Annotated in this window: 11 protein-coding genes; 7 read left to right on the top strand and 4 right to left on the bottom strand. The window is 66.1% G+C overall.

Features of this window, described 5'->3' with window-relative positions; translation table 11 throughout:
• Positions 1 to 42: 42 nt before the first annotated feature.
• Positions 43 to 6,750: an autotransporter outer membrane beta-barrel domain-containing protein gene (locus tag PSAL_RS08740; protein ID WP_119839034.1), complete on the bottom strand. Its 6,708-nt coding sequence runs from the start codon at positions 6,748 to 6,750 to the stop codon at positions 43 to 45.
• Between the two features lie 348 nt (positions 6,751 to 7,098).
• Positions 7,099 to 8,361: an MFS transporter gene (locus tag PSAL_RS08735; RefSeq protein WP_119839033.1), complete on the bottom strand. Its 1,263-nt coding sequence runs from the start codon at positions 8,359 to 8,361 to the stop codon at positions 7,099 to 7,101.
• Between the two features lie 469 nt (positions 8,362 to 8,830).
• On the opposite strand from PSAL_RS08735, the gene PSAL_RS08725 reads away from it, so the two are divergent.
• The 3 genes from PSAL_RS08725 to PSAL_RS08715 all read left to right on the top strand — a co-directional run bounded on the left by PSAL_RS08725 (position 8,831) and on the right by PSAL_RS08715 (position 14,517).
• A complete protein-coding gene (locus PSAL_RS08725; protein WP_231388664.1) occupies positions 8,831 to 11,272 on the top strand; it encodes a DUF6923 family protein in 2,442 nt (813 codons plus the stop codon).
• A gap of 207 nt (positions 11,273 to 11,479) precedes the next feature.
• Positions 11,480 to 13,216, top strand: coding sequence for a type I secretion system permease/ATPase (locus PSAL_RS08720; protein WP_119839032.1), 1,737 nt, complete (start codon positions 11,480 to 11,482; stop codon positions 13,214 to 13,216).
• Entirely contained in the window at positions 13,213 to 14,517 is a 1,305-nt protein-coding gene (locus PSAL_RS08715; RefSeq protein WP_119839031.1) for an HlyD family type I secretion periplasmic adaptor subunit, read from the top strand. Before PSAL_RS08720 ends, PSAL_RS08715 begins: the two co-directional genes overlap by 4 nt.
• 39 nt (positions 14,518 to 14,556) lie before the next feature.
• Here PSAL_RS08715 and PSAL_RS08710 read toward each other — a convergent pair whose 3' ends face one another.
• Positions 14,557 to 15,231, bottom strand: a complete 675-nt coding sequence (locus PSAL_RS08710; protein ID WP_119839030.1) for a class II aldolase/adducin family protein — start codon at positions 15,229 to 15,231, stop codon at positions 14,557 to 14,559.
• Positions 15,232 to 15,242: 11 nt separating this feature from the next.
• Positions 15,243 to 17,378 carry a LacI family DNA-binding transcriptional regulator gene (locus PSAL_RS08705; RefSeq protein WP_196222775.1) on the bottom strand — a complete coding sequence of 712 codons (2,136 nt, stop codon included), beginning with the start codon at positions 17,376 to 17,378 and terminating at the stop codon, positions 15,243 to 15,245.
• 157 nt (positions 17,379 to 17,535) lie between these two features.
• On the opposite strand from PSAL_RS08705, the gene PSAL_RS08700 reads away from it, so the two are divergent.
• The 4 genes from PSAL_RS08700 to PSAL_RS08685 all read left to right on the top strand — a co-directional run bounded on the left by PSAL_RS08700 (position 17,536) and on the right by PSAL_RS08685 (position 22,145).
• Positions 17,536 to 18,537, top strand: a complete 1,002-nt coding sequence (locus PSAL_RS08700; protein ID WP_119839090.1) for a substrate-binding domain-containing protein — start codon at positions 17,536 to 17,538, stop codon at positions 18,535 to 18,537.
• Between the two features lie 65 nt (positions 18,538 to 18,602).
• Positions 18,603 to 20,126, top strand: a complete 1,524-nt coding sequence (locus tag PSAL_RS08695; RefSeq protein WP_119839028.1) for a sugar ABC transporter ATP-binding protein — start codon at positions 18,603 to 18,605, stop codon at positions 20,124 to 20,126.
• The gene (locus PSAL_RS08690) at positions 20,119 to 21,135 is read left to right on the top strand and encodes an ABC transporter permease (protein WP_119839027.1); all 1,017 of its coding nucleotides are present in this window, start codon (positions 20,119 to 20,121) and stop codon (positions 21,133 to 21,135) included. Before PSAL_RS08695 ends, PSAL_RS08690 begins: the two co-directional genes overlap by 8 nt.
• Positions 21,132 to 22,145, top strand: coding sequence for an ABC transporter permease (locus PSAL_RS08685; RefSeq protein WP_231388663.1), 1,014 nt, complete (start codon positions 21,132 to 21,134; stop codon positions 22,143 to 22,145). The genes PSAL_RS08690 and PSAL_RS08685 overlap by 4 nt, the downstream gene beginning before the upstream one ends.
• The last annotated feature ends 62 nt before the right edge of the window (positions 22,146 to 22,207 follow it).

Below are 22,207 nucleotides of genomic sequence, written 5' to 3'. Positions count from 1 at the left end.
GAAGGGGAAGCCTGCGGGCCGGAGAGGGCCCGCAGGTCGGTTTCAGAACCGGTAGGAGACGTTCAGCAGCCCCGAATGGCTGGTCGAGGTCTCGCCGAAACTGCCCGTGTACTCGACCCGCAGATCCAGCCCGTCCTTGTTGTAAAGCTGAACCCCGGCCCGCAGTTGCAGCGCGGTGCTGTCCTGCGGCAGGCTGACGTCGATCCCGTCGCTGCCCCCTGCGCCGCGTAGATGGGCCGTTGCGTTCCAGGTGTCGTTGCTGCGCAGGATCACCCCGGCCGAGACAAAGCTGCGCAGGCTCAGGTCCTCGCGCAGCTCGGTCCGCCCGCCGAATTCCAGCGCCGGGGTCAGGATCGCGGTCCGGTGTTCGGTGGCGTCGTAGTCCAGCCCGATCGCCCCCATGCCGTCCTCTTTCCAGGCTTCGGAGCGCGCGATGATCCCATCGAGGTTCATCGAGGGCCGCAGATAGCTGCGTTCACTGCCGATGGTATAGGCGACGCGGGCGCGCAGTCCCAGCGACCGGCTGGTGACCGATCCCGTGCCGGTGCCGCTGAAGGTGCCCATGTCGACCCGCCGTTCCACATCGTCCTGGCCAAGATTGCCGAAGACCGCGCCGGTGAGCAGCCAGGGGCCGGTTTCATGTTTCAGCGTCACCGCCGCCGCGACGCCGTAGCCATCGGCGGAAACGCCGGTGTCGTTGCTCATCCAGGTGTCGCTGTAGGACAGCGTGCCGCCCAGGAACACGTCGGGCGAGATCTCGGTCTGTTGCCCGATCAGCCAGGTGGTGTCGCCATAGCGGCTGTCGGTGTCGCCGTCGCTGTCCTGTTCGCTGCGCGAGGCGCCGAGACGTCCATAAACGCAGGAGTCTTCGCTGAGGAAGGCATCGCCGCGCTCGAAGACGGGGCAGCTCATCGCCGCGTCGGCGATGCGCGAGGCTTCGCTGGCCCGGTGTGCCATCAGGCCCATGACCGGATGCGGGCTGATCTGGCCCAGTGCGGTGTCGAAGGCCGCGGGATCGATGGTCGCGACCTGATCGAGGGTTGCGAAATAGCCCGCAAGCTCGGTCTGGCCGCTGTCGAAGACATATTCCAGCTCGCGCGCGGTTTCGGCGGCGGCGGTCGATAGCCCGAACTCGGCGGCGTCGAAATCCCGGCCGCTGACCGACAGCATGTGGCTGCCATTTCGGATCTCGACATCATAGCCGAACAGCGCCGACCGCCCCCCGCCGAGCGCGCCGCTGGTGCTGCCCTCGACCGTCAGGAAACCAATCGAGACGCCCGGTATGATGCCGGCAAGCTGCGGAACGACCGTCCCGTCAAGCTGCGCATCGCCCAGCACCCGGAAGCCGCCGACCGCGCCGGTTGCGAAGTTCACCACGGGGGCCATGACGCCATCGCCATCTTGCACGAGGTGCCCGCCGATCACGGCTTCGGTCCCCGGCAGGGAACCGAGCGTGCCGGAATTGTAGAGCGTGCCATAGCTGGGCACGCTGGCCGCAAAGGCGAGGGGCGTCGGAGCAGGGGAGGCCACGGCAGGGGTGCCGCTGACCACGCCCGTGCCCAGCTGGACCGTGCCGCGGATCTCGCCGCTGTTGAAGACATCGAGGTTGCCATCGCTTTGCAGGATCGCCTGCCCCGAGACCGCCGAGACGAGAGATCCGGCGTGGATGGTCAGCTGGTTGTGATATTGGGCGTCCTCGATCCCGCCGAGCAGGCGAATGCCCCAGGCGTCATCGCCGGTTCCCCCCGACACGGTGGACACCTCGGTCCCGTCCTCGCTGCCGAGGGTGATCGAGACGATCTGACGGCCGGTGACCCCGGCGCTCTGGGCGATGATGCCGGTCCCGCCGCTGCCCGAGGCAATTACGTCGCCGGTCAGGCGCAGGGTGACCTTTCCGCCGTAGCCGTCGGTGTTGGACGCCGTGCTGGAAGTGCCGAGGAACAGCGTACCGTCCCGTAGTGCGGCCAGGCCCCCGCCGCCACCGACGGATTGGGCGATGATGCCCATGGCGCCTTCGCCGCTGACATGGATATCGGCAGCGGACTCGATGGTCACATCCTGGCCGGCGCCGCTGCTGTCGATGGACGTGCCACCGGTGTCGGCAAAGCGCGTGGTAATGTTGGAAACAGAGGGCGCGCTGTCATGGTAGGTGGTGAAGATCCCGCCGCCGCCCCCGATGGACTGGGCCACGATGCCATGCGCGGCCTTGCCCGTGGTGGTGATGGTGCTGCCGGTGGGCAGGACCAGGTTGACGGCTCCGCCGTTGCCGAAGCCGGAGGTGCCCATCTGGAAGGACTGCGTCGTCATGCCGTGGGAGGCCGACAGGATCCCGCCGCCGCCGCCCACCGATTGCGCCAGCATCCCGAAGGCGCCGGTGCCATTGGTCAGGATCTCCAGCGGCGTGGCCGCAGTCAGGCCCGCGGTGTCGATCAAGCCGCCCTCGATCTGCGCATTGCTGGAACGGCTGCCCAAGCTGACATAGGCCGTGGGGTTCAGGACGCTGTCGTCATAGCCCAGGTCGACCGACCCGCCGCGGGTGATGATCCCGCCACCGCCGCCGATCGATTGCAGCACGACACCATGCGCCTGCTCGCCCTGGGTGATGACGGTCTGTGTCCCGGTTTCGCCCGCTGCGCTTGCCAGCGTGACCACACCGCCCGCTCCGGCGAATGTGTCGGTGCCGGCCACTGACACATTCGCGCCAAGCGTCAGGCTGGGCGGGGTCAGGTCGACAGAAAGGTCCTCGTCGGGGTCTGCGTCATCGCTCTGGACCCCATCGGGTGCCACGGTGTTGTCGCCGGCCGTTCCGCCGCCACCGCCGACCGATTGCGCCAGGATGCCGATGGCGCCGAAACCACTGCTGCCATCTGTCAGCCCGGTACTGATCAGCCCTTCGCCAAGCGTGACGTTGACCGCGCCGCCCGATGCGCCCGGCCCGCCGTTTCCTTCGAAGCCGAGCGACAGGTTGGTCTTGATGTTGTAGCTCTTGAAGTAGGACCGCAGGGTGTTCGGGGTCGCTTCGGCCACGGCGGTGCCGCCGGTGCCGCCGCCGCCGCCGACGGATTGCGCCTTGAGGCCGAAGGAGAGGTCGCCATAGGTGACGATGACGCCCGACTGGGTCGCGTCGACTTGGCCGCCGTGACCGCCGGAGCCGCCGGTGCCACCGATGTTGACGCTCGCGTTGATCGACAGCTTGCCGGACTTGATCGGCTCGGGCGCGTCGCCGTCGCCCTCTGCGGCCAACACCAGAAGCGTGGAGCTCTCTGCCGGTACGGTCTCGGCGTAGATCTCGTTGAAGAGATCCGTGAAGTCGTCGATCACCTCATCGGAGGGATCTGCGGGTTCGCCGGCGGCCCCGCCGATCCCTCCGCCGCCCCCGATGGACTGCACCAGGATGCCGGTAGAGCCGGCGCCAAGGGTCTGGATGGTGCCCATGTGCACCACTTTCGCAAGGCCTGCATTGCCGCCCGTGCCGCCGTCCGAGCCGATCTTCAGGGACATCTCCGTGTCGATCGTGTGCACGAAGGACTGGCCGGAGGGCACGCTGAACGACACATCCTTGTCGAGGGCCCCGATCCGCGTGACGCCCCCGCCCGAGGCGATGCCGCCGCCGCCGCCGATGGACTGCACGACCAGGCCGCGCGAATTGCTGCCCGAGGTCTGGACCATGCCGTTTTCCGCGATCGTCGCCGTGGCCTCGTCGCCGTTGCCACCCGCGCCGCCAACGCTGCCCAGGGTGATCTTGATCTGCTGCTTCGGGCCGCTGAAGTAATTGCTGGATGCGGTCGAGCCGAGACCGGCATTGCCGCCACCGCCGCCGATGGATTGTATCACGACGCCGTTGGACAGGTTCCCGGTGGTGCTGACAAGGCTGGGCAGGCTGTTGTCGTCGCCCAGGATGAATTCTGCCTTGCTGCCACTACCGCCGGAACAGCTCGGGTCGCTGGCTGACTCGGTGCACTTGCCACCGACGGCGAGGGACAGGTTGACGTTGACCGGGGAGGGAGTACCCGGAATGCGGCTGGCCCCCATTCCGACCGAGGCATAGGCGGCCGAGGAATCCCCGCCCGAACCGCCGCCGCCGCCGATGGATTGCACCATGACGCCCTGGCTGCCGTCGCCCGAGGTGCTGACCGAACTGCCGCCCCTGACATGGGCCGAGGCGCTGGCGCTCTGGTTCTCGCTGATCAGGGCATCGCCGCCATTGCCGCCCGACCCGCCCACGGCAGCATCGATGGTGATGGTCGGCGTGCTGGCCGCGCCGTCTTCCTTGCCGATGGGCAGGGCCACGGCCATGGCAAAGGCATCTGCCCCGCCGCCGACGCCGCCACCGCCCCCGATGGATTGCACCAGCAGCCCGTGGTTGTCGACGTCGCTGACGCCTGCGCCCGAGGTCCGGATCACGCTGCCGTTGTCCAGCGTCGCCGTCGCGGTATGCCCGTCGCCGCCGTTGCCACCGCTTCCGCCGATGGCCGCGGCCTCGGCGACGATGATCCCGACCGATGTTGCATAGGCGGTGCCGCCGGCGCCACCACCGCCACCCACGGATTGCACCACCAGCCCATTGGCGCCGCCGCCCTGGGTGCTGATCTTGCCGTCGTCCATCCGGGCTTCGGCCAGCGCGCCGTTGCCGCCGTCACCGCCGGTCCCGCCGATGGCAAGTGCGGTGAAGGCCCCGCCGGCAAGGGAATTGCCGCCTGCGCCGCCACCGCCCCCGATCGATTGCACGATCGCTCCATGGGCCATCTGCCCGTTGGTGGTGATCTGGTAGGCAAGGTCGGCCCGCGCCGTGTTGCCATCGCCCCCGACACCGCCATCCCCCCCTGACGAGACGAAGACACCGCTGCCCGTGCCGCCGACACCGCCACCGCCGCCGATCGACTGCGCGACCAGGCCAAAGGAGGTTTCGCCGTCGGTGGTGATGAGGCCGTTGTTCGTCACGGCAACGGTGCCGGCATTGCTTGGCTCTGCGCCGTCGCCGCCACTGGCCGAAAAAAGAGATCCGTCGCCCCGGCCGCCCGCGCCGCCGCCGCCTGCGATGGATTGCGCAAGGATGCCCTGCGCATTGTCCCCAGAGGTGGTGATGGACCCTGCGCCCTGCGTCACGACCACGTTGCCCGCGTTCCCGCCCTTGTAGCCGGTGCCCCCTTCGGCGGCCAGCACGCCGTTCGCATCCGCGCCCCTGCCGCCCGTGCCGCCGAGGCTCTGGGCGAGGATGCCGCGCGCATCAAGGCCATAGGTCCGGATTTCACCCGAGGAGGTGATCGTGACCGCCCCGCCAGCCCCGCCTTCGCCGCCGCGCCCGGCATGGCCTTCGCCAAAACCGCCTGCCGCCGGGCCGGATGCGCCGCCCGTGCCGCCGATGCTGCGTGCAAGGATGCCGTGGGAATTCTCTCCTTGGGTGGTCACGCTGCTGTCGGGCGCGGCATTCAGGTTCATATCGCCACCGGCACCGGCACGCCCGCCATCCGGGGTTTCGGCATCGGAGATGTCGGTCTGTTCCTTGCCGCCGACGCCGCCGTCTCCGCCTATGGATTCCACGTGGATGCCGTTGGCTTCGGGGCCGCCGGTCTGCACGCGGGTGTCCGCGCCAAGCTGGATCTGGACCTTGGCCCCCTTGCCGCCGATCCCCGCCTGTCCGGCGTCGCCGAAGGAGATATCCTCGATGTCGCCTCCCTGGCCGCCGGAGCCGCCCAGCCCGATCATTTCGATCCCGGCGGCGTTTTCACCGGCAGTGGCGATGTTCAGGACCCCATCGGAGGTGAAGGACAACAGGCCCGCATCGCCGCCATTGCCGCCGTCGCCGCCATCCGGGCTGAAGCTGAAGGCGCCGCCATCGTCCGATCCCTTGCCGCCGTTCCCGGCAGACGAGATCACCGATACCCCATCGGAGGCATCCCCCGTGGTCGAAATGCTGTTGCCACCGCCGCTGAAGCGGATGTTGACGCCTTCGGTGCTGCCGCCGGTGCCGCCTTTCACGCTTGAATCGCCATCATGGCCGGGGCCACCGATGCCGCCCCTTTGGTTGACGAAGAGGCCGGCGATATCCCGGCCTTCGGTGGTCAGGACGGAGTTCCCGATTGCAACGTTGACGGTGCGCGCAAGGCTGCCATAGCCACCGTTGGTGTTCTTGTCGTCATGGCCGGCACCACCGGCTTCAGGATGCTGGTCAAGGTAAACCGCCGCGCCGCCGGCCTTGTAGCTGGCGCTGGGGTCGGCCCTGACGGTGACGGTCGCGCCGGAAAGGGTCACGTTATGCACACCAGACGGGGAGGCCGCACCGCCCGAGTCGACGCCGTGCAGCGCCCGGCTTTCGACGTAGAGACCGATCACCGGGTTATCCACGGTGGCCCCGCTGGCAACCGACACGTCAACATCCGTGTCCGTCAGGTCGACGGTCACGGGCTGGATGTCGACGTTGCCGTAATATTGCTGGGTATTGTAGATCCCGATGGCATTGAAACCGAAACTGCGCCCGGATTGCAGCGTGGTTCCGCTGTTCAGCGCAAGGCCGACGGTGGAACCGGTCAACGAAAAGCTCCGCGGGTCCCAGCCGTCGATAGATTGGGAAATCGTGCTCCAGATGAAATGATAGGAGGAGGACGATATATCGAAGGACAGGTGCTGGTTCTGACCGGCATAGGTTTGCCCCACCGTGGTCTGCCCGTCTGCGTGCGCGTTGGTTCCGAGAAGGGCAGAGGTCAGGGCCGTGGACAGGGCGAGCTGGGCGAGAAGGGACTTGGGCTTCATGGCTGGTCTGGGCTTTCTGTTGAAACGGCTCTCGCTCGGCCGGGTCAAACTCTCCTCCCCTTCCAGCGGACACTTGGATGCAAGCTCAGGGAAAGCCGATATTTAATCAAGGTGCTATTTCAATGCATGCGATATCAATGGCGGCATGTTGCACGGTATTGGTTTATCCCAATTGCAATGCCGTTTCGATTCTGGACGGTCGCGCCCGTTATATTCCGTTTGCGGATTTCGATGGGCGCGCCATTAAATTCGCCAGTGCGAATATGCAATATCACGTATTCTCTTGGTTGAGGGAAGCCTGCCGGCCGAGCTTGCGCTGACCGCAAGTCGTGACGGGCAGGCGCGCCTTCACCTGGCGTTGTCTTCGCTTTCGGCCTCGGCGTTGTCGACCGCCCATTCGACCGCCGCCTCGACAGCAATATGCGAAGCCGTGGGAAGGACGTTGAGATAGCTGTCCGTGTCTTCCGTCGGGATCACGCCGCGTTGCGTCATGCGATAAAGGGCATAAAGCGCAATCGCGAGGAACAGCATCGACAGCACCAGCCAGAAGGCACGGGGGGCGAGGTGCTGCATGGCCCAACCGGTGACCAGCGGTCCGGAGATCGCCCCCAGCCCGAAGGTGAAGACCAGCCCACCGGAGGCCGCCGGCATATCCGCAGCAGGCAGGGAGTCGTTGGTATAGGCCAGCAGCAGCGCATAAAGCGGCGTCGTGACACCTCCGGCCAGAAACGCCGCCGACATCAGGGGGCGCAGGCCGTCACCGGTCATCCAGCCCAGCATGCAGGACGACGCCCCGAGGACGGCAAGGCCGAAGATCAGCAGACGCCGGTCCATCCGGTCCGACAGCCAGCCGATGGGATATTGCAGCACCAGTGCCCCGGCAAAGAGCATGGCGATGAACAGCGAGATCTGCGACGAGGTCAGGCCGATCTGGCTGCCAAAGACCGCCCCCATGCCCGATTGCGTCGCATAGACGCCGCCCAGCAGGAAAATTCCGATGGTCCCCAGCGGTGCGCCCTTGAACAGCACGCGCAGGGGCATCGGCTGCGCGACCTCGACCACCGGAACAGGGGCGGCGGACAGAAGGATCGGCGCAAAGGAGACGGAGACAAGGATCGAGGCGAAGATGAACAGCACCGAGGTCCCCGCATCCCCAAGCGTCAGCAGGCCCTGCGCGCCGATGATCCCCAGCGTCTGGGCGATCATGTAGGCCGACAGGACCTTGCCGCGGGTCTCGTTCGTGGCGGCGGCGTTCAGCCAGCTTTCCGCCGCGACATAGATGCCGGACATGCAGAACCCCACAAGCATCCGCAACAGGATCCAGGCCCATGGCTCCGACAGGATCGGCAGGGCGATCAAGGCCGCCGACATGAAGCTGCCGAGCGCCGCGAAGACCCGCACATGGCCGACGTTCTGGATCATCAGTGGTGTCAGGCGCGCGCCCGAAAGGAACCCGAGGAAATAACCCGAGGTCACGATCGCCAGTTCGGACGAGGAAAAGCCTTCGATCACGCCACGCAGGCCGATCAGGGTAAAGTGCATCCCGTTGCCGAGCATGATCAACACGACACCAAGCAGAAGCGCCCAGACCCCGGATAGCACCTTTATCATCAACCGACCTTCTTCGACCTGAGGCTTTGCACTGCGCTCAGGCTACCCTGACGGTGCCCTCGTGCTTTCGTTGCAGCGCCGCAAAGTTTTCCGTTTGCGACAGCGGACAGAGGACAGCGGCATCGGGGCAAAGGCGGGCGCGGCGGGGCGGAGGGATGGGTTCCCGTCGGACAAGGGTTTCCGCCCCTTTCGCCTTTATTCGCCGGACGGGACCGACGCGAAGAATTGCGCCGCGATCCGCGATCAGGCCCCCCGAACGGGTCGCCTCAGGGGCGAACGTGGGCCGACGGGCTATCCCGACTATCCTTTTGAGATATCGCCCTAGCCCCTTGCTGGCAGGCAAATCCGCCCGCCGCCTGTCATAACGATCCCCACAAGATACGCCGGGCTGGTCGAATGACTTGAACAAGATGCAGCCTGACTTTTCCGAATTGGCGCTTAGCGTCAGCAAAACGCCAGGACCATGAAAATGACCCAGACTTCCCAAATCAACGCCTTCCTCGGAACTTCCTTCGACGATGCCATCCAGGACGGTTTCCAGAACGACCTCGGTGTCCTGCTGGACGAAGACACCGATCAGATCGACTTCGTCAACGGCCGTGAAGGCGACGACGTCATCAGCACCGGCCTCGGCCATGATCTGGCGGCCGGCGACATGGTTGGCGACGAATGGAGCTTCGACGGCGTGCGTTGGGTCTATGACGCGGCCAAGGTGGTGGTCTCGGATCGCGACCTGACCCATTCCTTCGACGATACGATCGAAACCGGTGCAGGCAATGACGTGCTGCTGGGCAACGGTGGCAACGACATGCTGTCGTCGGGTGCCGGCGACGACATCGTGAATGCGGGCCGTGGCGACGACGTTGTCTTCGGTGGCGACGGCGCAGACATCCTGAACCTGGAGGACGGCAACGATTACGCCGAAGGCGGCCTTGGCGCCGATATCGTCAACGGCGGTGCCGGAGACGACGTGATCTACGGCGATCTCAAGGGCGACAACCTGCTGGTCGACGCCACTGCCGCAGCCAACACATTCTCCTCGCTCGCGGCTTCCGGTGGCTGGACCTTCCAGGACGACTATGGCCAGGACGTGATCGCGCAATCCGCCAGCACCGAAGCCGGCGAAACCTACACCATCGCCTTCGACCTGGCGGCCAACCTGTCCGGCGGCCGGTCCTCGGCCATGGTCGAAGTCCTGTGGAACGGCGAAGTCGTCGAGACAGTCCAGACCACCTCGGGCGCCTACCAGACCTTCGAAGTCGATGTCGAAAGCACCGGCGAAACCGGTGACCTGAGCTTCCGTGCCGTCGAGCCCGACAGCGGTGTCGACTACAACTTCGACGGCCCGATCATCTCGTACGACAGCACGCTGGTCGTGGACGGCGCTGCCACCGACGTCGCGGCCTTTGCGGCCGGTCAGGCGAAACTGTATCAGGTCATCGGCGGTCAGCTGAATGTCTTCGACACCGAAACCAAGACCTACACCGCCGTTGGCGAGCAGCCCGATTTCCTGATCAACGCGACCGGGTTCAACGTCGAGGACGACCTGATCTACGGCGTGGCGAAATCCGCCGGCACCGACTCGGTCGGCAATGCCGTCGGGAGCACCGACATCGTGGCGATCGACGCCAATGGTGCCACCTACCGTATCGGCGAAGGCTTCTACGGTGATTTCGTCGGTGATTTCGACGACAGCGGCAACCTCTGGACCTTCCACACCACCCTGGACCGGGTAAGCGTCGTCGACGTGTCGGACCGCGATGCCGATGGCAACCCCGCCATCCAGTACTTCCACTTCCCGGCGGGCATGTTCAAGGATCGCACCTTCGACATGGCCTATGACGCCAGCTCCGAAGCCTTCTACGCGGTCGTATCGCCGGGTTCGAACGGCGGCAACGGCAAGGTCGTCAAGATCGACGTCAGCGCAGTCGATGATGGCGGCCAGCCGACCTTCACCGAAGTTGCGATCACCGGCACGTTGTACGGCGACGCGATGGAGCAGGGCATGTCCAGCGGTGCCTACGGCGCGGTCTTCTTCGATGGCGAAGGCAACCTTTACTATGGTCTGAACAAGGGCGACCACGATCTTGACAAGGGCACCGACGCAAGCGGCGCGATCTTCAAGGTCAATGTCGACTGGTCCGAAGGCGAAGCCTATTCCGAATTCATGTCCGAGGCGCCCTCGACCGGGTCCAACGACGGTGCGGCCGATCCCCGGTCCTCCGACCCCTTCGCCGAAATCGACGCCGATGCGGCCGTCCTGCTGCGTGAGCCGACCCTGACCAAGGTCGAAGGCGGCAACGACAGCCTGCGCGGTGGCGAAGGCAACGACGAGATCCACGGCAACGAAGGCGATGACGAGATCAATGGCGGCACCGGCAACGACACGCTTTACGGCGACCAGGGCGACGACAATATTTCGGGTGCGGCGGGCGACGACAGCGCCTTTGGCGGTGTGGGCAACGACAGCCTGCGCGGCGAAGCCGGCGATGACCTGCTGTCGGGCGGCGAAGGCACCGACTATCTCAGCGGTGGCGCCGGGGCCGACGAGCTGCTGGGCGGCGCGGGCAGCGACAAGCTGGTCGGTGGTCTGGGCAGCGACGTGATCGAAGGCGGTGCCGGTGACGACCACCTCTGGGGCGGCGAATGGAGCGCGGATGAAGCCAGCGACACCTTCGTCTTCTCCGCCGGGTCCGGCAAGGACTTCGTTCATGACTTCGAAGCCGATATCGACCTGATCGACCTGACCGCGCTGGAAGTCGACTTTGCCACCGTCATGGCCGCCACCCAGGATCAGGGTTGGGCCACGATCATCAACCTCGGCGCCTTTGAAACCGCCGAAGCCGAAGACAAGATCATCCTGAAGTCGGTCGCCATGGCCGATCTGGACGAAAGCACCTTCCTCGTCTGATCCGATTTGAACGTCCTGCCTGCACGGGCAGGGGCGGGGCGTCCGGGGATCACCTCGGGCGCCCCTTCCTGCGGCGCGCGCCACCAACCGGCTGACAGATAATTCAGTCTTTGATTGTGCCGCGCAAAGCGCGAATGTTACCAATCTTCCACGACCCGCTGGCCGGCCGGATGTTCCCCCGGCCCGCGCGAGGAATGAGAGGCATCCATGACAAGATCCCAGGCCGACGGCCGATCGGAATTGCGCGACGCCCGGCGTCTTGGGCGCGGGTTGTTCTGGGCGGCGGGGCTGTTCAGCTGTTTCGTCAACCTGCTGATGCTGACGGGACCGCTTTACATGATGCAGGTCTACGACCGCGTGCTGAACAGCGGCTCGGTTGAAACCCTTGTCGCGCTCACGCTGCTGGCGGCCTTTCTGTACGCGATCATGGCGGCGCTGGATTTTGCCCGCAGCCGCTTGATGGCGCGCGCAGGGGCGCGGTTCCAGGCCGCCCTTGATGAACGCGTCTTTCGCGCGATGATCCGGCGTTCGGCCGTGGCGCGGGACCCGGCGGCGGAAACCGGGCGCGCGGATCTTGAATCCATCCAGAAGCTGATCGGCTCGCCCTTGGCTTCTGCCGCCTTCGACCTGCCCTGGACGCCCGTTTTCCTGTTCGGCATCGCGCTGTTCCACCCCTGGCTCGGCACCCTGGCGATCTCCGGGGGGCTGTTGCTGGTCGTAGTGGCCTTGCTGAACCAGTTGCTGACCAGCCGCCCGCGCCGCGAAGCCGCCGTCGCCGCCCATGGCGAGGCGCTGCTGGCCGAGGAGATCCGCACCGAGGCGGGCATGATCCAGTCCATGGGCATGCTGGGCGCCGCCTTTTCCCGCTGGGTCGTTGCGCGCGACGCCGCCCTGGCAAGCGGCGTGAATGCGACCGAAAAGGGCAGCGGTTTCTCTGCCCTGACCAAGGCTTTGCGGATGTTCCTGCAATCCGCGATGCTCGGTCTCGGCGCGCTGCTGGCCCTGAAGGGCGAGCTGTCGCCGGGCGCGATGATCGCCGGGTCGATCCTGCTGGGTCGCGCCCTTGCCCCGATCGAGGTCGGGCTGGGCCAATGGTCTCTGGCGCAACGGGCCCGGCGGGGCTGGGTTTCGCTGGCCGATCTGCTGACCCGCGTGCCGCCCGAGGCAGAGCCGATGCCCTTGCCGCGTCCCGATGCCCGGCTCGAGGTCGAAGGCCTTGCCCTGCGCGTTCCCGGCGTGAACCGGTCGCTTTTGCGTGGTGTGTCCCTGAGCGTCGCGGGCGGCCAGGCTGTCGGGGTGATCGGTCCCTCCGGTGCAGGGAAATCCACTTTGGCTCTGGCGCTGACCGGGGCGGTGGTCCCGGCGGCCGGAACCGTGCGTCTTGGCGGGCCGACGCTGGGCCAATACGGGCCGGATGCGCTTGGCCAGCACGTCGGATACCTGCCGCAGCGGGTGCGTCTGTTCGATGGCACCATCGGGCAGAACATCGCCCGGCTCGAAATCGGTCCCGACCCCGAAAAGATCGTCGCCGCCGCCAAGCTGGCCGCAGCGCATGAGCTGATCGTGAACCTGCCCGATGGCTATGATACCGCCGTCGGCCCCGATGGCGCAGGCCTGTCGGGTGGCCAGTTGCAGCGGATCGCCCTGGCCCGCGCGCTTTACGGCGATCCGGTGGTTGTGATCCTTGACGAGCCGAACTCCAACCTCGACAGCGAAGGCAACAATGCCCTCAACGCCGCGATCCGCAGCCTGAAAGAGGCCGGGCGCATCGTAATCCTGATGGCGCATCGCCCGGCGGCGATCCGGGAATGCGATCTGCTGCTGTTCCTTGAAAATGGCGCACAGGTCGCCTTTGGGCCACGCGACGAGATCCTGCAGAAATTCACTGGCGGACAGGCGGCGCAAGCGACCCCCAGGGCCGTCAAAGGCGGAAAACCGACATGAGCAACGGATCGAAATGGTCGGCGCGCGGGCCCCTTGTGCTGGGGATGGTCGCGCTGCTCCTGCTGGTCGGCGGCTTTGGCAGCTGGGCGGTCATGGCGCGGATTTCAGGCGCGGTGGTCGCCGGGGGCCGGATCGAGGTCGACCGCAACCGACAGGTCGTGCAGCACCGGGACGGCGGCACGGTCGAAACCGTGCTTGTCGAAGAAGGCGATACGGTCGCCGCCGGCGCGCCGCTGATGCAATTCGATGGCAGCGACCTGCGGTCCGAACTGGCCTTGGTGGAAAACCAGTTGTTCGAGGCGAGGGCGCGCATCGGCCGTTTCGAGGCGGAACGCGACGGCGAGATCGAGATCACCTTTGATCAGGAACTGCTGGACCTCGCTCCCAGCCGCCCTGAGGTCAATGAACTGATGGAAGGGCAAAGACGCCTGATCAGGTCCCGTGCCGCGGCCATCGAACGCGAGGTCGAACAGCTTGGCCGACGCCAGCAGCAGATCCGCGAACAGATCGTCGGCCTCGATGCGCAACTGGCATCGCATCGCGCCCAGCTTGAGCTGATCGAAGAGGAGCTGGAGTCCCAGCAAAGCCTGCTGAACCGTGGGCTTGCCCAGAATTCTACCGTGCTGGCCCTGCGCCGGGAACAGGAACAGTTGCGCGGCTCGGTCGGGGAGCTGATCGCGACACGCGCCGAGACGCTGGAACGGGGCACCGAAATCGACATCGAGGTGCTGCAACTGCGCGAACAGCGGCGCGAAGAGGCAATCACCCAGTTGCGCGACCTGACCCATACCGCGCGGGGCGCGGCAGAGGAACGCCGCAGCCTGATGGCCCGCATCGGTCGCCTGACCGTCGAGGCGCCGGTGGCCGGGATTGTCCATGATCTGACGGTCCAGAATGCGCGCGCCGTCGTGCAGCCGGGCGCGGTGCTGACCTTCCTCGTGCCGCAGGACCGCCCGTTGGTTATCTCGGTCCAGATCGAACCGCGTGACATCGATCAGGTTCATGCCGGTCAGGCCGCGACCTTGCGTTTTTCGGCGCTGGACCAGCGCCAGACCCCGGCGCTGTCCGGAGTCGTGACGCGGGTCTCGGCCGATGCCTTCGAGGATACGCCCGGAGGACCCCGGTTTTACCGCGCCGAACTCAGGCTGGATCCGGGCGAGATGGACAAGCTGCCCGAAGGGGCGGTTCTGCTGCCCGGAATGCCGGTGGATTGCTTCATCCGCACCGGGGAAAGATCGCCCATGGCCTACCTGCTGAAGCCGCTTTCCGACCAGTTCGCCCGCGCCCTGCGCGAAAGCTGAGGGCGCGACGCGAAGCCGGGCAAGCTGCGTGAAACCGGCCTAATCCGCGCCGACGGGCGCGGGTTCGTCGTTGGGGGCCAGCCCGTAGTCCATGCGCTGCATCTGGTCCAGAACACGGGCCATTTCGTCATCCGGCAGGATCGGCGGTTCGCCCACCGACAGCGCGCGAAGGTACATGTCCGCCAGGGTTTCCACCTCGATGGCCATCCAGAGCGCGGCGTCGAGGTTCTTGCCCAGAGAGATCTGCCCGTGCTGCCCCAGAAGGCAGGCCTTGCGGTCCACCAGCGCCGTGATCGCGGCATCCGACAGCGCCTGCGTGCCGAAGGTCGCATAGGGCGCGCAGCGGATATCCGTGCCGCCGGCCACCCCGACCATGTAGTGATAACTGGGGATGCTGCGGTGCAGGCAGGCCAGGGCCGTGGCATGGACCGAATGGCAATGCAGCACCACCGAGACGTCCTTGCGCGCGGCCAGGATGTCGCGGTGGAATCGCCACTCCGAGGATGGGCGGCGGTTGCCGGACCACTGCCCGTCCAGGGACATCTCGACGATATCCTCGGGGCACATCTGATCGTAGGGCATCGAGGAGGGGGTAATCAGAAGCCCGCTCTCCGTGCGGACCGACACGTTGCCGGCCGTGCCCTGGTTGATCCCGGCGGCGGTCATCTTCAGGCAGGTCTCGATCATCGCGCTGCGGGTATCTGTATCGGTCATGGAACGTCCTTTCACGAAAGAGAGGTCTCGTTTGTTGTCTTTTCCAGCGCCCGCCAGGCATCTGCATAGGCGGCAAGACCGGGAAGGCTAAGGGAGGCGACCCGTTCGGGCATCGGCGGGCGCGTCGTCGTGCGGGCGGCGATCTGGGCCGCGCCGACCGCGACACCATCGGCGGTGTGGTTGACCCGGCAACTCAGGTCCGGGCAAAGCGCGGCGACGAGGCCGCAGAACACCGGATCACGGGTAAAGGCGCCATCCAGGACGACCTCTCCGCGGGCCTCGACGGACAGCAGGCATTCGCGTGCCAGCAGCGCGGCGTAAAGCACCGCCAGCGCGCGCCTGTCGGCGGCGTCCCCGGGCGGGGGGCCCACGATCCGGCCGCGCCCGCCGCTGCCGGGGAATTGCCCGTGGTCGTCGTCGAAGCTGGGCAGGGCCATGGTCTGGCGGGCGATCAGCCCGGCGATGCGGTCGGGGTCTGCCGGGCCGTCCGCCCCCTGCGCCACCGCGTCGAATTCACGTCCGCCCATGACCAGCGCCCCGCCAAGCGGCCGCCCGTCGATATCGGCGTTCAGGGTCATGCCGTAGGTGGGGTCGAGGCGGTCGATGGACATGCCGTCGGACAGGGCGACCAGCCAGGTGCCGGTCGACAGCACCGTCAGCGGATGCAACCCCGAGGCCCGATAGGCGTGGAAATTGGACGAGGAATCATGCAGGCCGGTCAGGATCTGAAGGTTCCCCGGCAGCCCATGGCGCTGTGCCAGCTCGGGGCGGATCGGGCCGAGGATGTCACCGGCGCGGCGGATCTTGGGCAACAGCCCGTCCCAGCCGTGTCGCTGCGCGATTTCTGACGGGCGCTGTTCGGCGACGTTCCACAGTTCCGATTGCGCGGCCAGATAGGTGATCTCGGCCGCCCCATGCCCCGAAAGGCGCCAGGCCCAGTATTGCGGCAGACCCAGCCACATCTCTGCCCGCGCAAACCGGTCGGGGGCGGCGCGTTTTACCCACATGATCTGGCGCGCCGCATGGGTCGCGCCGTGCATGATGGCAGAGCCCCGGTCGCCGAAGGGGCCTGCCTCGGCCAGGAAGGCCTCGTCATCCTCGGCAGGCATGTCCTGTTCGTAGTCGATCATCGGCAGGGCGGGTTCGGTCTCGTCGAGGTCGGCGCGCGACACAAGGCACCCTGTGGCCCCGTGGCCGGTGCAGATGAAGGTGCCCAACCGGTGCCGCCCGGCCAGGTCCGCCAGCGACGCCAGAAGCCAGGCCTCGGCAGCGGCCAGATCATGGCGCCGCCATGGCCCCGTGGCGGGGCCCGGCGCGCCGCATTCCAGCACCGTGTTGGGGCGCGACAGCGATTCCATCGTCTCTCCGCCCGATGAGACGACGCTCAGCTTCATGTTCGTCTTGCCGATATCGAAAACGACCCGTCCTGCGTCTGCCATGTACTCCTCCCTCGGATTGCCTTTCTGCGACGCCGAAGCCTTGCCGCGCCGTGCCGTGGTCCTGTTCAGGATCAATTCTGGCGCGGCTTCGGCGGCGGCCAGCGCCTTGTCTGCCGTGGCATCGAACCAGGCAAAACATTCTCCCATCGCCGCATCGACCTTCTGGCGCAGAATGACGGCATCGACCGGCAGCCTGGCCTCGAAACCGATGGCGCTGCTGCGCGAATCCTTGTCCGGCACGTCGATCCTGACGCAGCGCACGCCGCGTTTCTGGCAAAGGTCATCGATCGCGGATGGCTCGGCCACGCCCGCCAGGACAAGCAGTTCGACCTGTTGCGCGATCAGGGTTTCCGCCACCTGCTGTTCGATCTTCGGGTTGCGCTGCGTGCTGGACATGATCGGGACAAGGGACCTGCGGCGCGCCTGTGTTTCAAAGCTTTCGGCCATGTCGGCAAAGAAACCGTCCCGGAAATAAGGCACGATCATCCCCGCAAAGGACGACCGTTTGAGCCGCAGCGCCCGCGCCCGCTGGTCGGGCCGATAGTTCAGGTCGTCCGCGACCTTCTGCACCCGCGCGGCAGTGTCGGGATGCACACGATGCCGCTTCCACGAGCTGTTCAGAACGAAGCTGACGGTCGAGACAGAGGTGCCTGCGGCCTGCGCCACATCGCGGATCGTGATCCGCTTTTTGGGTGTGTTGCTGTTCATGCGGGATGGGTTTCGGTCGCTCAAAACTGGGAATGCTGTTGGCGATACAGTGGCAAAAATATATTGACCGAGCAAGCTAAAAGGTTTTAGCAAATGTTTAGCAGACAGGCGGAGGAGGCCATTTCTGCTGACCGACAACCCGAGGGAGGACATCAAGATGGCTATCAGGACTTTCACCCGGCGCGCGCTGCTGGCGGTAACCGCAAGCTTCATGGCGGCCGGTGCGCTGCAGGCGCAGGACGGCACAACGACCATCGGCGTGGTCGCCAAGATCGGCGGCATTCCTTGGTTCAACGCGATGGAGGCGGGGATAGAGGAGCGCGCCGACGCACTTGGTATCAACGGCTTCATGGTCGGCCCGACCAGCGCGGACCCCGCGCTGCAGGTGCGCGCCATCGAGGACATGATCGCCCAGGGTGTCGACGTGATCGGCGTGGTGCCGAATGACGCCGAGGTGCTGGAGCCGGTGCTGAAGCGCGCCCGCGATCAGGGCATCATCGTGCTGACCCATGAATCCCCCGACCAGGAAAACGTGGACTGGGATTTCGAGCTGACCTCGGTGCAGGGCTTTGGCGAGGCCTTTGCCAAGCAGTTGGCCGAGGACCTTGGCGGTCAGGGCAAATACGCGGTTTTCGTCGGGGGCCTGACGGTGCCCCTGCATAACGCCTGGGCGGATGCGGCGGTGGCCTATCTTGATGAAAACTACCCGGAGATGGAGCAGGTCAGCGAACGCTACGGCGTGGCCGAAGATGTGGATGCATCGCGCCGCACCACGCTGGATCTGCTGCGGGCCCACGAAGACCTTGGCGGCATTCTGGCCTTTGGCAGTCAGGGGCCGATCGGTGCCGCCCGCGCCGTGGAAGAACGCCGCCGGTCCGGCGAGATTGCCGTGCTGGGCGTCTTTTCCCCCGGTCAGGGCCGCAAGATGGTCCATGACGGGGTCCTCAGCGGTGGGTACATGTGGAACCCCAAGCAGGCGGGCGAGGTCTTTGTGACCCTGGGCAACATGCTGGCCAATGGGGAAACCATCGAGGACGGCATGACCATCGAAGGCCTCGGTACCGTGACCCCCGATTTCGAAGGTCGCGACATCATCGTCCAGCAGCTGGTGTCGATCAACAAGGATACTGTCGACGACCTTGCCGCGCTCGGCCTCTGAGGTGTGATCGGGGCCGGTCCGACGGGCCGGTCCCGGCATTCATTGTTCACGGGGTTGGGGGGCTTATGGCGACCGATTTTGAACCTGACGGGACGGCCCGGCAGTCGTCGTTGCTGCATCTGGAAAACCTGTCAAAGCGGTTCGGCGGGGTACAGGCGCTGGACCGGATCACCTTCGACGTGCGCCCGGGCGAGGTGCTGTGCCTCGCGGGGGAAAACGGCTGCGGGAAATCCACGCTGATCAAGACCGTCAGCGGTGTTCATCGCCCCGAACCGGGGGCGGTCATGCAATGGGACGGGCAGGACATGACGGGGCTGGACCCCGCGCGGGCCCGCGAATTGGGCATCCAGGTGATCTGGCAGGACATGGCCCTGTTTCCGGAAATGACCGTGGCCGAAAACATCGCCTTCGAGCGTAATCTGGGATCGCGCCCCAGGCTTGTCGACTACAGCGCCATGCGCGAAGAGGCGGCCGCCATTCTTGCCCGGCTGAATGTCTCGATCGACCTTGATGCGCGGGTTGCCTCGCTGTCGATTGCCAACCGGCAGCTTGTGGCGATTGGCCGGGCGCTGGTGGCCGATGCGCGGCTGGTCTTCATGGATGAACCGACGGCCTCCCTTTCGCGGCACGAAACCGATGCGCTGATCGAGATCGTGCGGCGGCTGTCGGCGCAGAACATCGCCGTGGTCTTCGTCAGCCACCGTCTGGCCGAGGTGCTGGATATCTGTTCGCGGGTCACCGTTCTGCGCAACGGGCGCTACGTCGGCACCTATCCGACAGAAGGGATGACCCAGGGTCGCCTGACCGAACTGATGACGGGCCGCGAGCTCGACTATGAAACGCGGGCGCTGACGGCCTTTGCCGGCGACCCGGTGATCTCGGTGCGGGGCCTGTCGCGCGACGGGGACTACGAGGACATCAGTTTCGACATCCGACCGGGCGAGGTCCTCGGGTTGACCGGGCGTCTGGGGGCAGGGCGCACCGAGCTGGCGCTAAGCCTGTTTGGCCTGACGCGCCCCGACGCGGGCGAGATCCGGCTGGGTGGCAAGCCATTGAAGATGCTTTCGAACCGGGACGCCATCGAAGCCGGTATCGCCTATGTGCCCGAAGACCGGCTGTCGCTGGGTCTGGTGCAGCCCCAAAGCATCGGCAAGAATACGACCGTGACGGTCCTCGATCAGCTTCTGGGGCCAGGCGGCCTTCTGTCGCCGCGCAAGCAGGGTGACCTGATAGATCGCTGGATCACGAAGCTGAAGGTCAAGATCGGACGCTCCGAGGACCCGGTGTCGAGCCTCTCGGGCGGCAATCAGCAAAGGATCGTTCTGGCGAAATGGCTTGCCGCCGGTCCGAAGCTGCTGATCCTCGACAGCCCCACCGTGGGCGTCGACGTCGGCGCCCGCGCGGGCATCTTCGAGATCGTCGCGGCGCTGGCCGCCGAAGGCATGGCGATCCTGCTGATCTCGGACGAGACACCGGAGGTCTATTTCAACTGCGATCGGGTGATGCACATGCGGGACGGTCGTCTGATCGAGGCATTCGTGCCTGCCGAATGCGCGCTCGATGATCTGGAGGAAGCGGTTCATGCCTAAGTTCCTGCCGCGCATCACCGGGACCGAGGCCTGGCTGACCTGTGTCATCGCGCTGATCTGCCTCGGGCTTTCCCTGACCACCGACAGTTTCCTGACCCTGGTCAACATGTTCGACATCCTGAATTACTCTGCCGTGAACCTGATCTTCGCCGCCGGCTTGCTGGTCGTGCTGATTGCCGGGGGGATCGATATCTCCTTCGCCGTCGGGGCCTCGGTCGTGCAGTACCTGGTGGCCATCGCGCTGCCCGGTCTCGGGGGCGGGAACTGGGCCATGGGTTTTGTACTGGCGATTGCCTTCGGCACGATGTTGGGCGCGATCAACGCGGCGCTGATCTATCATTTCCAGATCATCTCCATCGTCGTGACCATCGCCACCTTCAACCTGTTCTTCGGCCTGCTGATGTTCTTTACCGGGGGCAGGTCGATCTACATGCTGCCCGACTGGCTGGTCACCCGCGTCGTCGTTTTCGAACGTGAAACGGCCTATGGCTGGGCCGAGATCACCCTGCCGGTGATCGTCATGGCAGCGGTGCTGTTCTCCACATGGCTGCTGCTGCGCAGGCTCAACCTTGGCCGACAGCTGTTCGCCATGGGCGACAACCCCGAAGCGGCCCGGCGCCTGGGCATCCACATCGGTGCGATGCACTACCTCGCCTTCGGCTGGATGGGGGCCTGCGCGGGGATCGCGGGCCTGATGCAGGCGCATTACGCGCAGGAAATCGTGCCCAATGCCCTTTATGGCCGCGAGTTGGAGGTGCTGGCGGCGGTCGTGCTGGGCGGCGCGCGCCTGGGCGGCGGGCGCGGCACCCTGCTAGGCGCGGTGCTGGGGCTGGCGCTGGTCGCAATCGCGCAGAACGGGCTGAACCTGCTCGGGACCTCGCCATACGCCTTCCGCATGATCATCGGCGCCATCATCCTGATCGCCATCGGCATGCCCAGTGGCGCACCGGCTTACCTGACAAGGCTGCTGCGCCGCCCCGGAGGACCATCGAAGGGAGTTGCCCAATGATGCCGTTCCTTCGCCGTGCCAAAAAAGACGATCAACGGCGCGCAGCCATGCCCGTCGATGCCGAGGTCCTTGGCCTGCTGGGGGTCCTCGTGGCCCTGATCCTGCTGTTTTCCACGCTTTCGGATCGCTTTCTGACCTTCGCGACCTTTTCATCCGTAGCCTACCAGCTGCCCGAACTGGGGCTGCTGACGCTGGCCATGATGATCCCGCTGCTGTCGGGTGGGCTGAACCTGGCTGTAACCTATTCGGCGAATATCTCGGGATTGGTGCTGGCTTGGGTCATCATGTGGGGCGGCGGCGCCGACGCGGGCACGGGTATTGTCCTGCTCGGCATCCTCGCCGCCTTGCTGAGCGGCGCCCTGATCGGCGGGCTGCTGGGGGCGATCGTTGCCTATACCAATGCCCACCCGATCCTTGCCTCGCTGGCGATGATGATCTTCCTGCGTGGCCTGGGCGAATTCCTGACCCGCGGAGGCAGCCTGTCGGGCTTTCCCCCCGACCTTGCCAGCCTGGGGCAGGGCGCGCTGTTCGGGGTGCCCGTGCCGCTGTTGATCTTCCTCGCCTGTGTCGGGCTTTGGGCGTTGATCCTGAACCGCACCCGATTGGGGTTCTCGATCTACATGATCGGTTCAAACCGCGAGGCGGCCCGTTATTCCGGTCTGAACACGAAACGTGCGCTGACCATGGTCTATGTCCTGTCCGGGGTGATGTGCGCCGTGGCGGGGATCGTCATGGCGGGCCGGTTCAATTCGGTCCGGGTCGGCCATGGAGAGGCCTACCTGCTGATCACCGTCCTTGCCTGCTTCCTTGGCCGGGTCGATCCGTTCGGCGGCTTCGGGCGCGTCGCGCCCGTGGTCCTAGCGCTGGTGATCCTGCAGGTGATCGGATCGGGGCTGAACCTGCTTGGCACCAATCAACACCTGGCGACGGCCCTCTGGGGGGCGATCCTGGTGACCGTGATGGTCACCGGGCACCTCTGGCGGCGCTTGCGACCAGGGAGGCCGGGGTGACCATGCGCCCCCGACCCCGACGACGACCCGCTGCCTTTGCGAAGCCGTCCTTGCCTGCGGCG

Source organism: Pseudooceanicola algae (assembly GCF_003590145.2).
In the GTDB taxonomy this organism is placed as follows: domain Bacteria; phylum Pseudomonadota; class Alphaproteobacteria; order Rhodobacterales; family Rhodobacteraceae; genus Pseudooceanicola; species Pseudooceanicola algae.
The sequence above is the reverse complement of the archived record's forward strand: the minus strand, read 5'-3'. Positions and strand labels throughout refer to the sequence as shown.

Coding starts and splice junctions, on each gene's coding strand:
- PSAL_RS08740 (WP_119839034.1), bottom strand. CDS start 6,750: ATGAAGCCCAAGTCCCTTCTCGCCCAGCTCGCCCTGTCCACGGCCCTG.
- PSAL_RS08735 (WP_119839033.1), bottom strand. CDS start 8,361: ATGATAAAGGTGCTATCCGGGGTCTGGGCGCTTCTGCTTGGTGTCGTG.
- PSAL_RS08725 (WP_231388664.1), top strand. CDS start 8,831: ATGACCCAGACTTCCCAAATCAACGCCTTCCTCGGAACTTCCTTCGAC.
- PSAL_RS08720 (WP_119839032.1), top strand. CDS start 11,480: ATGACAAGATCCCAGGCCGACGGCCGATCGGAATTGCGCGACGCCCGG.
- PSAL_RS08715 (WP_119839031.1), top strand. CDS start 13,213: ATGAGCAACGGATCGAAATGGTCGGCGCGCGGGCCCCTTGTGCTGGGG.
- PSAL_RS08710 (WP_119839030.1), bottom strand. CDS start 15,231: ATGACCGATACAGATACCCGCAGCGCGATGATCGAGACCTGCCTGAAG.
- PSAL_RS08705 (WP_196222775.1), bottom strand. CDS start 17,378: ATGAACAGCAACACACCCAAAAAGCGGATCACGATCCGCGATGTGGCG.
- PSAL_RS08700 (WP_119839090.1), top strand. CDS start 17,536: ATGGCTATCAGGACTTTCACCCGGCGCGCGCTGCTGGCGGTAACCGCA.
- PSAL_RS08695 (WP_119839028.1), top strand. CDS start 18,603: ATGGCGACCGATTTTGAACCTGACGGGACGGCCCGGCAGTCGTCGTTG.
- PSAL_RS08690 (WP_119839027.1), top strand. CDS start 20,119: ATGCCTAAGTTCCTGCCGCGCATCACCGGGACCGAGGCCTGGCTGACC.
- PSAL_RS08685 (WP_231388663.1), top strand. CDS start 21,132: ATGATGCCGTTCCTTCGCCGTGCCAAAAAAGACGATCAACGGCGCGCA.